The following is a 12680-nucleotide window of genomic DNA, read 5'->3' on the forward strand; positions in this document are numbered from 1 at the left end:
AACCGTGACGGATGAGGAATTGACTATGATTGAAAACCGATTGAATCACCGCCCCAGAAAGCGACTAGGATTCAAGACACCTCACGAGGTATTCCATGCCTCGTTAAAGCGTGTTGCACTTCGTCCTTGAATCCGCCAAACGTGAATAAACCGAAATTGGGGAACAAACTCCATTTTCGAGTGTAGACAACTGCTATATTGCAGTGCAACATTTTTGAGGCAACGATATGCTTTACCAAATCTTCGAAACGCAACGTAGCCTAATGGAGCCGTTCGCAGACTTTGCACAGGCCGCGTCCAAACTGTACGGGCAAAACAACAACCACATTGGCCAAAACCCAATGGCACAAAGGGTTTCAGCAGGTTACGACTTACTGTACCGACTGGGGAAAGACTACGAAAAGCCTCAGTTTGGCATCAAGTCGGTCGAGGTAGAAGGTACAGAAGTGGCGATTCACGAACGCATCGAAATGGACAAGCCTTTTTGTGAGCTGCGTCGTTTCAAGCGTTTCACCGATGATGCCGCCACCCTAACCAAACTCAAAGAGCAGCCTGTGGTGCTGATCGTGGCGCCGCTGTCTGGCCACTACGCCACCTTGCTGCGCGACACTGTGCGCACCATGCTCAAAGACCACAAGGTCTACATCACCGATTGGAAGAATGCACGTTTGGTGCCCTTGAGCGAAGGTGAATTCCACCTCGACGACTATGTGAACTACGTGCAAGAGTTCATCCGTGATTTACAAGCCAAATACGGTAACTGTCACATCATGAGCGTGTGTCAGCCCACGGTGCCGGTGCTGGCAGCGGTGTCGTTGATGGCTAGCCGTGGCGAGAAAACGCCTATCACCATGACCATGATGGGCGGCCCCATCGACGCCACCAAGTCACCCACCGCCGTGAACAACTTGGCGATGAACAAGAGCCACAGCTGGTTTGAGAACAACGTGATTTACCGCGTGCCCGACAACTTCCCCGGTGCAGGCCGTCGCGTATACCCCGGCTTCTTACAACACACGGGCTTTGTAGCCATGAACCCTGATCGCCACTTGAAGAGCCATTACGACTACTTCAAAGACTTGATCAAAGGTGACAACTCCAGCGTGGAATCACACCGCGATTTTTACGACGAGTACAACGCGGTGCTCGACATGGACGCTGATTACTACTTAGAGACCATCAACACGGTGTTCCAAGAGTTCAAACTGGTACGCGGCACTTGGGAAATCAAAAACCCACAAGGCGAGCTCGAGTTGGTTCGCCCACAAGACATTCGCACCACGGCCTTGTTGACAGTAGAAGGTGAACTCGACGACATCTCGGGCTCAGGTCAAACCGAAGCTGCACACAAGCTGTGCAGCGGCATCGTGCGCCAAGAGCACCATCACTTGGAAGCCAAGGGCGCGGGCCATTACGGTATTTTCAGTGGCCGTCGCTGGCGTGAAGTGGTTTACCCACACGTCAAGAGCTTCATCTTGGAGCACGACAAAGCCGCAGGAAAAAATGTGAAGGTAGCCGTGGCCGTGAAAAAAACTGCACCTGCATCCAAAAAGGTGGCGGCCAAGCCCAGCGCGAAAAAAGTGGTTCCTGCGCCAAAGTGAGCCTGATCGAGCAACTCAATCAAGCCCTGCCACAAACGCAATGCACGCGCTGTGGCTACCCGGACTGCCAGCGTTATGCCCAAGCCATCGCGCAGGGCGAGGCTGGTATCAACCAGTGTCCGCCTGGCGGCAGTGAAGGCGTTGCCCGCTTAGCCGCCCTCACCGGCCAGCCCGTCATCCCCTTGAACCCTGATAATGGTTTAGAAGGGCCGCGTACCATTGCAATCATTGATGAGGCTTGGTGCATCGGTTGCACACTGTGCATTGCGGCGTGCCCAACAGATGCCATCGTGGGTGCCAACAAGCGTATGCACACCGTGGTGGAAAACTACTGCACAGGTTGCGAGCTGTGCATCCCTGCTTGCCCCGTGGACTGCATCTCTCTTGAGCCCATCGACATCAAACTGAGTGGGTGGGCCTCTTGGCCACAAACGCTGGCCGACCTTGCACGTCAGCGCTATGACGCACGAACAGCACGCTTAAAGCGTGAGACCACGGAACACGAGGAACGCTTACAAGCCAAAGCCTTGGCAAAACTCGCAGACTTGCCCACGCACACCAAAGGTACAGAACGTGCACCCGAGGTGGGTCGCAAACGTGCGATCATTGAAGCTGTGCTGGCCAAAGCCAAAGCTCGCCAAGCCCCGAAAGCTTAATCGGCAGAGCATCTTGAAAGGGCAACGTCTGCCCCATGCGCGATACCTGATATCTCAATGCACACACACTTCACCGCCCGCAGAGAACTTCTGCTTCTTTTATCGCTTGCCGGCATTCAGTTCACTCACATCGTGGACTTCATGATCATGATGCCGCTGGGCCCACAACTCACCAGCTTATTTGACATCAGCTTTGCAGAGTTCGGCTTGTTGGTCTCTGCGTACACCGTCGCAGCGGGACTGTCTGGCTTGTTTGCCACCACCTTCATTGATCGCTTTGACCGTAAACGTCTGCTGCTCACACTGTATGTATTGTTTGCACTCACCACGGTGGCATGCGGTATTGCACCCACCTATGGCTGGCTGATGACCGCTCGCGTTGCCTCTGGCTTTTTTGGCGGTGTGCTGTCCACCATGACCCAAACCATCGTTGGCGATGTGGTGCCGTTCGAGCGCCGTGGTCGCGCGACAGGCATTGTGATGACCTCGTTCTCTGTCGCTACCGTGGCGGGGGTGCCTGCGGGTTTGCTGTTTGCTAACTTGTGGGGCTGGCACACAGCGTTCTTTGCCATTGGCGTCATGTGCATTGCCGTGGGCGTGTTGGCCTACTACAGCGTGCCCAAGCTGGACGCCCATGTGGCCCACGCCAAAGACAAGCACGTGCTGCACGCCATGGGCCAAGTGCTGGGCGAGCACAACCAACGCATGGCTTTGCTCTTATCGGCCACCATGATGTTTGCTGCCTTCACCATCATTCCGTACATCACGCTGTATTTACAAAACAACCAAGTGATGGCACCCCACGAAATTCCTTGGCTTTACTTTTGTGGCGGCGTAGTCACCCTGTTCAGCGGGCGCTGGGTGGGCGGTCTCACAGACCGTTTGGGCAAGCGCGAAACCTTTCAACGGGCGGTGTTGTTCTCGATCATCCCGATGTTTGCCATCACGTTGATAGAACCTTTGCCTTTGTACGTTGTGCTGTTGGTGACCAGCACCTTGTTCTTCGCCATGAACGCACGCATGATTCCCGGCATGGCTCTGCTCACCTCGGCAGCCAACCCCAAATTTCGCGGCACCTTCATGTCGCTCAATGGGGCGGTGCAATCGTTCTCGATGGGCGTGGCTGCTTGGGTGGGCGGCCTGCTGCTGCAAAGTGAAGCCAGCGGCAAAGTGACGCACTATTGGCTGTGTGCCGTGGTCGCCACGTGCGCTTCTTTGTTGGCACACCAATTGGCCAAGCATGTATCGATGCACGAATGAGTTAAGCGTGTGAAGCGGCCAAAGCTGCAAAGGCCTTTACCACTTCAGGCGGCGCTTGCACCAATTCAATCAACACACCTTCGCCACCAATAGGAAACTCATCGTTCGCCTTGGGGTGCAAGAACGTAATGTCAAAGCCAGCCGCCCCTTTGCGAATACCACCGGGCGCAAAGCGCACACCTTGTGATGTGAGCCATTCCACAGCGACGGGCAAGTCATCGATCCACAAACCAATATGGTTCAACGGCGTGGCATGGACCGCAGGTTTTTTATCGATGTCCATGGGTTGCATCAAATCGACTTCCACCTTGAAGGGGCCCACGCCGATGGCGCAGATGTCTTCGTCGACGTTCTCGTGGTCGCTTTGAAACGTGCCCGTGACTTCTAGGCCAAACATGTCCACCCACAGCTTTTTCAAGCGGCCCTTGTCAGTACCACCGATGGCGATTTGCTGAATACCAAGCACCTTGAATGGACGGGTGACGGCGCTCATTTATTCGAACTCCACAATCATTTGATCCACCGTGAGTGACTCGTCTTTGGCGGCCACCACTTTTTTGACCACGCCATCTGCCGCTGCAAACAACACGTTTTCCATCTTCATCGCTTCAATCACGGCGACGCGCTCACCCGCTTGCACTTTTTGGCCCGGTATCACAGACACTTCAACCAACAAGCCAGGCATTGGCGAAATCACGTACTTGCTCAAGTCTGGTGGTGCTTTGAAAGGCATGAGTTTGTGCAACTCGGCCATGCGTGGCGACATCACCAAGGCTTCAATGCGCGCGCCGTTGTGTTGCACTTGCAAAGCCAAGGGGTTCTTCAAGGTGCCACGCTCGATTTGTGCCGTGAAGAGCTTGCCGTTGCACATGCCTTCAATGCGGATGTCGTTCAAGCGTGACTTGCTTTCGATAGCATAGGCTTTGCCTGCGATGGTGATTTGTGCCACGCCGGGCTTGCCTGGGAACTCATCCACATGCACTTGCACATAGCGGTTGTCGCCGTTTTGACCCAACTCGACCACGGTGTAGTCTTGGCCCACTTGCACGTCATAGCCAGGCAACTGGCCGCTCAAGCCCGCCGCACGTTCGCGCGACTTGCGGCGCACGAAGGCGGCCAAAGCGGCGAGGAAGTCGTGGTCGTCATGCGGCACGTCTTCGGCGCGGAAGCCTTGTGCGTATTGTTCGGCGATGAAACCTGTGTTGAAGTCACCCGAGACAAAGCGAGGATGGGCCAACAAGGCGGCTTGGAATGGAATGTTGGAGCTGATGCCACGGATGACAAAGCCATTCAAGGCTTCGCGCATTTTGGCAATCGCCTCGTTGCGGTCTTTGCCGTGCACGATGAGCTTGGCGATCATCGAGTCGTAGAACATCGGGATCTCGCCGCCATCTTGCACACCGGTGTCCACACGCACACCGAACAAGTCAGCGGTGTTGCCTTGGAACATGCTTTGTTTCGGCGTTTGGAAACGCACCAAACGACCCGTCGAAGGCAAGAAGTTACGGAAGGGATCTTCGGCGTTGATACGGCACTCAATGGCCCAACCGTCGCGCTTGACGTCAGCTTGGCCAAAGGCCAACTTCTCGCCAGCGGCCACGCGAATCATTTGCTCCACCAAGTCGAGGCCGGTGATGGCTTCGGTCACCGGGTGTTCCACCTGCAAACGGGTGTTCATCTCAAGGAAGTAAAAATCTTGGTCTTTGCCGACGACGAACTCCACCGTGCCTGCCGATTGGTACTTCACCGCCTTGGCCAAAGCCACCGCTTGCTCGCCCATGGCTTTGCGCGTGGCATCACTGATGAAAGGCGATGGTGCCTCTTCGATCACCTTTTGGTGGCGACGCTGGATGGAGCATTCACGCTCGTTCAAATACACCACGTTGCCGTGTGAATCGCCCAATACTTGAATTTCAATGTGACGGGGTTCGAGCACGTATTTTTCGATGAACACGCGGTCATCACCAAAGCTGTTGCGTGCCTCGTTGCGGCAAGACGTGAAACCTTCCAAGGCTTCTTTGTCGTTGAACGCCACGCGCAAACCTTTGCCGCCACCGCCAGCCGAAGCCTTGATCATGACGGGGTAGCCAATGCCTTTGGCAATCTCGACCGCTTGTTCTGCGGTGTCGATGGCGTCGTTGTAGCCGGGGATGGTGTTGACCTTGGCTTCGAGCGCCAATTTCTTAGAAGCGATTTTGTCGCCCATGGCAGCGATGGAGTGCGCCTTGGGGCCGATGAAGGCAATGCCCTCTTCTTCGCAACGCTTGGCAAAGTCGGTGTTCTCGCTCAAAAAACCATAGCCAGGGTGAATAGCTTGTGCGCCCGTGGCCTTCGCTGCCGCAATGATTTTGTCGGCCACAAGGTACGACTCGCGTGAAGGCGCTGGGCCTAACAGCACCGCTTCATCCGCCAGTTGCACATGACGTGCTTCCTTGTCGGCTTCAGAATAAACGGCCACGGTTTTGATGCCCATCTTGTGAGCAGTGGCGATGACGCGGCAAGCAATTTCGCCTCGGTTGGCAATCAGTATCTTTTTAAACATTTGAATTTTCCTTTAGGGACAGAATGGCTTCAACCAATTACAACCAGTACTCGGTGAATTCCTTTTATCTGTTCTATTTTTCAATTACGACCTCTTCAAATCAACCTTAGGACAAGTGCCTCCTTGTCAAGGTGACCTCCTTCATCGTTAGATAATTAGCTTATTTTCAAACTAAAAACTAAACTGGTGTAGCGTCGCGTATATCCAGCTTTAGTGATATCGCAATACCATTGAATTTGATAATTACCAACAGCAGTAGGGGTCCAGCTAATTTGGCCAGTTCCAGCGTTAATGCTTGCTCCAGAAGCTGTTGACGATATCAGCCCATAGTTAAACGTCACTCCTAGCGGATACGGCTCTCCAATGTAAGCACCATCAGTTTTCTGGGCGTAATAGCGAGCTTCGGCGCCAATAGTTCCAGCAACACCCACCGTTCCTGAAGCACCAGAGGCATCGGTGAGCGTGAATCCTCCCCCTACCGAGCCAGTCTGAGTAAATCCGCTCACGCTTAACTTATAAGTGGAGTCAACACTTCCGAAAAAGCCTGAAGCCGTCATATCAATGAAAAGTTTTTGCTCTCTTATTGGAAACTGAGCAGGGTATCCAGAGATAACACCAGTCGAGGCGTCTATTATCAAACCATCAGGCAAGTTATATGCTGAGAATGCTTTCGTTGCCGAACCCAATGCCCCTGTGACTGTTGGAATCAGGTGAACTTGCGTCCAAGGGTCGTATGCAAATGTGGTTAAGGTCGGGTCGCTGTACGAAAGAGTGGCAACCGAACGAATGTCTACAGCTCCATTAGAGCTTCCCCCGCCCCCACCTCCTCCACAACCTGCTATCAACCATCCCGTCAGATAAAAAACGACTACATACCGTAGAAACAAAGCGTTCATTATCTTTTCCTCAAGCTGATTACAACGGAATATTCCCGTGCTTGCGCCACGGGTTTTCAATCTTCTTGTCTTTGAGCATGACCAGCGAGCGGCAAATGCGCTTGCGTGTTTCGTGCGGCTGGATCACGTCGTCGATGAACCCACGTGCGCCCGCCACGAAGGGGTTGGCAAAACGGGCTTTGTATTCGGCCTCTTTGGCGGCGAGTTTTTCAGGGTCGCCTTTGTCTTCGCGGAAGATGATTTCCACCGCGCCTTTGGCACCCATCACCGCGATTTCGGCGTTTGGCCAAGCGAAGTTCACGTCACCACGCAAGTGCTTAGACGCCATCACGTCGTACGCGCCGCCGTAGGCCTTGCGAGTGATGACAGTGATTTTTGGTACCGTGCACTCGGCGTACGCATACAGCAGCTTGGCGCCGTGCTTGATGATGCCGCCGAACTCTTGTGAAGTGCCGGGCATGAAACCAGGCACGTCCACGAAAGTGATGACGGGGATATTGAAAGCGTCACAGAAGCGCACAAAACGCGCCGCCTTGATGGAGCTCTTGATGTCCAGGCAACCGGCCAGCACCAAAGGCTGGTTGGCCACGATGCCGACGGTTTGGCCTTCCATGCGGGCGAAGCCGATCAGGATGTTCTTGGCGTAGTCGGGTTGCAGTTCAAAGAAGTCGCCATCGTCCACGGTTTTGACGATGAGTTCCTTCATGTCATACGCTTTGTTGGGGTTCTCAGGCACCAAGGTGTCGAGGCTCATATCCAAACGATCCACGGGGTCGCCGCTGGCACGCACGGGGGCCTTTTCGCGGTTGTTCAGGGGCAAGTAGTTGTAGAGGCGACGCAACATCAACAGCGCTTCAACGTCGTTCTCAAACGCCATGTCGGCCACACCGCTCTTGGTGGTGTGCGTCAACGCCCCGCCCAACTCCTCGGCCGTCACTTCTTCGTGCGTCACGGTCTTGACCACTTCGGGGCCGGTCACAAACATGTAGGACGTGTCCTTGACCATGAAGATGAAGTCGGTCAACGCGGGCGAATACACCGCGCCACCGGCGGATGGGCCCATGATCATGCTGATCTGAGGCACCACACCGCTGGCCATGACGTTGCGCTGGAACACTTCAGCGTAACCGCCAAGCGAGGCCACACCTTCTTGAATACGGGCACCGCCCGAGTCGTTCAAGCCGATCACGGGAGCGCCGACTTTCATGGCTTGGTCCATGATTTTGCAAATCTTCTCGGCGTGCGTTTCAGACAATGCGCCACCGTAGACGGTGAAGTCTTGGCTGAACACAAACACCAAGCGACCGTTGATCATGCCGTAGCCGGTGACCACGCCGTCGCCGGGAATCTTGTTGTCTTCCATGCCGAAGTCGGTGCAACGGTGCTCGACGAACATGTCCCACTCTTCGAACGTGCCTTCATCCAACAACACTTCGATGCGCTCGCGTGCTGTGAGTTTGCCTTTGGCGTGCTGTGCGTCAATGCGCTTTTGGCCGCCACCTAAGCGGGCCGCAGCGCGCTTTTTTTCCAATTGTTCGATGATGTCTTCCATGATTGCTCTTTCTATTACTTCAGGAAAATTTCAAATTCACTTTACGCCTTAGCTTTTCGATTCATAGGCGTTGAGCAGTTGACGAGCGGCGGTCGAAGCAGCCAACTGCCCTGCGCCCACTTGGTGACTGAGTTGGGGCAGCAGTGCTTGCACACGTGGCTGCGTCCGAAAATTTTGTTTCAGGCCTGCGTCGACGCGTTCCCACATCCACGCCAGGGCTTGGTTTTGGCGGCGCTCAGAGAAGCGGCCGTTTTGGGTTTGCAAGGCTTTGAACTCGCACACCGCGGCCCAAAACGCGTCCACGCCTTGGTTCAACAAGGCGCTGAGTTGCACGACTTTGGGATGCCACACCTCGGTATTGCGGTGCGCATGCCCCGAACCGCCGTGCATGCCCAACAACTGCAAGGCACTGGTGATTTGCAGTTGCGCACGGGTGGCAGCTGTGGCGTCGATGTCGGCTTTGTTGATCACCACCAAATCGGCAATTTCCATCACGCCTTTTTTGATGGCCTGCAAATCGTCGCCCGCATTGGGCAATTGCAGCAGCACAAACATATCAGTCATGCTGGCCACGGCCGTTTCGCTTTGGCCCACGCCCACAGTTTCGACGATCACCACGTCGTAGCCGGCAGCTTCGCAGACCAGCATCGACTCGCGGGTTTTCTCGGCCACACCGCCCAAGGTGCCACTCGATGGGCTGGGGCGGATATAGGCTTGGTCGTGCACGCTCAAAAACTCCATGCGGGTTTTGTCGCCCAAGATAGAGCCGCCGGAGACAGTGCTGGAAGGGTCAATGGTCAACACCGCCACGCGGTGGCCAAGGCCAATCAAATACAAGCCGAGGGCTTCGATGAAGGTGGACTTGCCCACACCTGGCACACCGCTGATGCCTAAACGAAACGACTTGCCGGTGTGCGGCAACATGGCGGTGAGCAAATCATCGGCCAATGCGCGATGGTCTGTGCGCGTTGACTCCAGCAAAGTGATGGCTTTGGCCATGGCGCGACGTTGCACGGCAGAGTTGCCGTGCAGCAAGCTGTCGAGCAACTGCACAGGGGTCACCCGATGGCCTTTTTGATTTGCTCCAACACATCTTTGGCGCTGACAGGAATCGGTGTACCTGGACCATAGATGCCCTTCACGCCGGCTTCGTACAAGAAGTCGTAGTCTTGGCGTGGAATCACACCGCCCACGAACACAATGATGTCGTCGGCGCCTTGCTTCTTCAGCTCGGCAATGATGGCGGGCACCAATGTTTTGTGGCCTGCGGCGAGGGTGGACACGCCCACGGCGTGCACGTCGTTTTCAATGGCTTGACGCGCGCACTCTTCCGGCGTTTGGAACAAGGGGCCCATGTCCACGTCGTAGCCGAGGTCGGCAAACGCGGTGGCCACCACTTTGGCGCCACGGTCGTGGCCGTCTTGGCCGAGCTTAGAAATCATCACACGGGGGCGACGGCCTTGTTGGTCGGCAAACGCGGCGATGTCGGTTTTGAGTTGGTTCCAATATTCCATGGTGTCTCCCACGTTGTCGCCGTCGTCGTAGGCCGCGGCATACACGCCCGTCACCTTTTGCGTGTCGGCGCGGTGGCGGCCAAACACTTTTTCAAGGGCATCACTCACCTCGCCCACGGTGGCACGCAAGCGGATGGCTTTGATGGACAAGTCGAGCAAGTTGCCCTCGCCGCTTGCGGCAGAAGCTGTGAGCGCATCCAACGCGGCTTGCACTTTTGCGGTGTCGCGGGTGGCTTTGATTTTTTGCAAGCGTTCAATCTGGCCGTCGCGCACGCGCACGTTGTCGATGGACAAGGTCTCGATCGGGTCTTCTTTGGCCAGCTTGTATTTGTTCACACCCACGATGACGTCTTTGCCAGAGTCGATGCGGGCTTGCTTTTCAGCGGCAGCGGCTTCGATCTTCAACTTGGCCCAGCCGCTGTCGACGGCCTTGGTCATGCCGCCCATGGCTTCGACTTCTTCGATGATGGCCCACGCTTTGTCGGCCATTTCTTGCGTGAGTGACTCCATCATGTAGCTGCCCGCCCATGGATCGATCACGTGGATGATGTGGGTTTCTTCTTGGATGATGAGCTGCGTGTTGCGGGCAATACGCGAACTGAATTCGGTGGGCAGTGCAATCGCTTCGTCAAACGAGTTGGTGTGCAGCGACTGGGTACCGCCGAACACGGCAGCCATGGCTTCGATGGTGGTACGCACCACGTTGTTGTACGGGTCTTGCTCGGTGAGGGACCAGCCAGAGGTTTGGCTGTGCGTGCGCAGCATCAAGCTCTTGGGGGTCTTGGCGTCAAATCCCTTCATGATGCGGCACCACAGCAAGCGGGCTGCGCGCATTTTGGCGATTTCTAAATAGAAGTTCATGCCCACCGCCCAGAAGAAGGACAAGCGGCCTGCGAAGGCGTCCACGTCCAAGCCGGAAGCAATGGCGGTCTTCACATACTCTTTGCCATCGGCCAAGGTGAAGGCCAATTCCAAGGCTTGGTTGGCACCGGCTTCTTGCATGTGGTAACCCGAAATCGAGATCGAGTTGAACTTAGGCATGTTCTTGGCGGTGTAACCAATGATGTCGCCAATGATCTTCATCGAAGGCTCGGGTGGGTAGATGTAGGTGTTGCGCACCATGAACTCTTTCAGAATGTCATTCTGAATCGTGCCCGAGAGCAAGTCTTGGCTCACGCCCTGCTCTTCAGCCGCCACCACGTAGCCCGCCAGCACGGGCAACACGGCGCCGTTCATGGTCATGGAGACCGATACTTTGTCCAAGGGGATTTCGTTGAACAAAATCTTCATGTCTTCGACCGAATCAATCGCCACACCGGCCTTGCCCACGTCGCCCGTCACACGGGGATGGTCCGAGTCATAGCCACGGTGCGTGGCCAAGTCAAACGCCACCGACACGCCTTGACCGCCGGCAGCCAAGGCCTTGCGATAAAACGCGTTGGATTCTTCAGCAGTAGAAAAGCCTGCGTACTGGCGAATCGTCCAAGGACGCACCGCATACATGGTGGCTTGTGGGCCACGCACATAGGGCTCGAAGCCGGGCAAGGTGTTAGCGTAAGGTAGGTTTTGGGTATCTTCGGCGGTGTACAGCGGCTTGACGCTGATGCCGTCCAAGGTCTTCCAGTTCAAGGCGTTGATATCGCCACCGGGCGCTGACTTGGCGGCGGCTTTGGCCCACGCATCTAAATTGGCGGCATTGAATTCGGTCGGCTTTTGACTCATGGCAAATCACTCGTGAAATAGGGCTTTTGCGGTCGATAAGTCCCTAGGTTACCCTAGGGTTTTGATGATTTTTAAGAATCATATCATTCATAATTATTGATTCAAAATCTTATCTGAGCTTACAATTTAAACCCATGGCTGCCGTCACCCTCACCCCTCGCGCACTGTATGAAGAAGTTGCCGAATTGCTTCGTCAACGCATTTTTGCGGCCGAGTTAGAGCCAGGCAGTTGGATTGACGAGATGCGCTTGGCCGAGGAATACGGCATCAGCCGTACGCCCATGCGAGAAGCCCTCAAGGTATTGGCTGCCGAAGGCTTGGTGACCATGAAGGTGCGACGCGGTGCCTATGTGACCGAGGTCAACGAAAAAGACCAGCGCGATGTGTACCACCTGCTGTCTTTGCTGGAGTCTGATGCTGCGAGCGTCGTCGCCAAAGAAGCAACGCAGGCACAACTGCAAGAATTGCAAGCGTTGCACACGCAGCTCAGTGCAGCGGTGACCAACCGCAAAAAGTTTTTTGAAATCAACGAACGTTTTCACATGCGCTTGCTAGAAATCGCCAACAACCGTTGGCGCGATCAGATGGTGGGCGACTTGCGCAAGGTGATGAAACTCAACCGCCACAACTCGCTGTTCAAGAGCGGGCGCTTAGAAGAGTCCCTTAAAGAACACCAAGCCATCATGGATGCGCTGTTGGCACGCAATGCGCCCTTGAGCGTACAGCGCATGAATGAGCACTTTGCCAACGGGCTGGAAGCCGCGAGCTAAGCCGCCCTCAAATTTCTGACATACCTTTAGGGAAGGTCTGCACAACGCATGAATTTGTAGCGTGACTTGTTACGGACTTCACGATGTGCAATTGTGTGCGTCGATAGCACGATTTTTCGGCGTAAGAGACCCATTTCGTCATCCCACCTTTGCCCTCAGGCCCCTTG

General features: G+C 55.2%; 10 protein-coding genes. 4 read left to right on the forward strand and 6 right to left on the reverse strand.

Annotated features, from left to right (window positions below):
• Positions 1 to 227: 227 nt before the first annotated feature.
• The 3 genes from RMS03_RS08245 to RMS03_RS08255 are packed head-to-tail and all read left to right on the forward strand — an operon-like array spanning position 228 to position 3517.
• On the forward strand, positions 228 to 1601 hold the full coding sequence (locus RMS03_RS08245) for a polyhydroxyalkanoate depolymerase (protein ID WP_310626595.1): 1374 nt from the start codon (positions 228 to 230) through the stop codon (positions 1599 to 1601).
• Positions 1598 to 2257 (forward strand): electron transport complex subunit RsxB, encoded by a 660-nt coding sequence (rsxB, locus tag RMS03_RS08250; protein ID WP_310626596.1) that lies wholly within the window; start codon positions 1598 to 1600, stop codon positions 2255 to 2257. Before RMS03_RS08245 ends, rsxB begins: the two co-directional genes overlap by 4 nt.
• Positions 2258 to 2314: 57 nt before the next feature.
• The gene (locus RMS03_RS08255; protein WP_310626597.1) at positions 2315 to 3517 is read left to right on the forward strand and encodes an MFS transporter; all 1203 of its coding nucleotides are present in this window, start codon (positions 2315 to 2317) and stop codon (positions 3515 to 3517) included.
• A 1-nt stretch (position 3518) separates the two neighbouring features.
• On the opposite strand, the gene RMS03_RS08260 is transcribed toward RMS03_RS08255, so the two are convergent.
• The 6 genes from RMS03_RS08260 to scpA form a co-directional block, all read right to left on the reverse strand.
• The gene (locus RMS03_RS08260) at positions 3519 to 4010 is read right to left on the reverse strand and encodes a VOC family protein (protein WP_310626598.1); all 492 of its coding nucleotides are present in this window, start codon (positions 4008 to 4010) and stop codon (positions 3519 to 3521) included.
• Complete coding sequence (locus tag RMS03_RS08265; RefSeq protein ID WP_310626599.1) at positions 4011 to 6059, reverse strand: acetyl/propionyl/methylcrotonyl-CoA carboxylase subunit alpha; 2049 nt, start codon at positions 6057 to 6059, stop codon at positions 4011 to 4013.
• A 155-nt stretch (positions 6060 to 6214) separates the two neighbouring features.
• Positions 6215 to 6955 carry a hypothetical protein gene (locus RMS03_RS08270; protein ID WP_310626600.1) on the reverse strand — a complete coding sequence of 247 codons (741 nt, stop codon included), beginning with the start codon at positions 6953 to 6955 and terminating at the stop codon, positions 6215 to 6217.
• 19 nt (positions 6956 to 6974) lie between these two features.
• Entirely contained in the window at positions 6975 to 8507 is a 1533-nt protein-coding gene (locus tag RMS03_RS08275) for an acyl-CoA carboxylase subunit beta (RefSeq protein ID WP_310626601.1), read from the reverse strand.
• A gap of 48 nt (positions 8508 to 8555) precedes the next feature.
• Positions 8556 to 9569: a methylmalonyl Co-A mutase-associated GTPase MeaB gene (gene meaB, locus RMS03_RS08280; protein ID WP_310626602.1), complete on the reverse strand. Its 1014-nt coding sequence runs from the start codon at positions 9567 to 9569 to the stop codon at positions 8556 to 8558.
• Entirely contained in the window at positions 9566 to 11743 is a 2178-nt protein-coding gene (scpA, locus tag RMS03_RS08285) for a methylmalonyl-CoA mutase (RefSeq protein WP_310626603.1), read from the reverse strand. Before scpA ends, meaB begins: the two co-directional genes overlap by 4 nt.
• 134 nt (positions 11744 to 11877) lie before the next feature.
• Here scpA and RMS03_RS08290 point away from each other — a divergent pair, with 134 nt between their 5' ends.
• Positions 11878 to 12513 carry a GntR family transcriptional regulator gene (locus tag RMS03_RS08290; RefSeq protein WP_310626604.1) on the forward strand — a complete coding sequence of 212 codons (636 nt, stop codon included), beginning with the start codon at positions 11878 to 11880 and terminating at the stop codon, positions 12511 to 12513.
• Positions 12514 to 12680: the final 167 nt, after the last annotated feature.

Origin of the sequence: Limnohabitans sp. (assembly GCF_031538885.1) — a bacterium.
Taxonomy (GTDB): Bacteria; Pseudomonadota; Gammaproteobacteria; order Burkholderiales; family Burkholderiaceae_C; genus Limnohabitans.

Excerpts from the sequence above, each read along its gene's own strand:
- RMS03_RS08245 (WP_310626595.1), top strand. The coding sequence starts at position 228 with ATGCTTTACCAAATCTTCGAAACGCAACGTAGCCTAATGGAGCCGTTC.
- RMS03_RS08255 (WP_310626597.1), top strand. The coding sequence starts at position 2,315 with ATGCACACACACTTCACCGCCCGCAGAGAACTTCTGCTTCTTTTATCG.
- RMS03_RS08260 (WP_310626598.1), bottom strand. The coding sequence starts at position 4,010 with ATGAGCGCCGTCACCCGTCCATTCAAGGTGCTTGGTATTCAGCAAATC.
- RMS03_RS08265 (WP_310626599.1), bottom strand. The coding sequence starts at position 6,059 with ATGTTTAAAAAGATACTGATTGCCAACCGAGGCGAAATTGCTTGCCGC.
- RMS03_RS08270 (WP_310626600.1), bottom strand. The coding sequence starts at position 6,955 with ATGAACGCTTTGTTTCTACGGTATGTAGTCGTTTTTTATCTGACGGGA.
- RMS03_RS08275 (WP_310626601.1), bottom strand. The coding sequence starts at position 8,507 with ATGGAAGACATCATCGAACAATTGGAAAAAAAGCGCGCTGCGGCCCGC.
- scpA (WP_310626603.1), bottom strand. The coding sequence starts at position 11,743 with ATGAGTCAAAAGCCGACCGAATTCAATGCCGCCAATTTAGATGCGTGG.
- RMS03_RS08290 (WP_310626604.1), top strand. The coding sequence starts at position 11,878 with ATGGCTGCCGTCACCCTCACCCCTCGCGCACTGTATGAAGAAGTTGCC.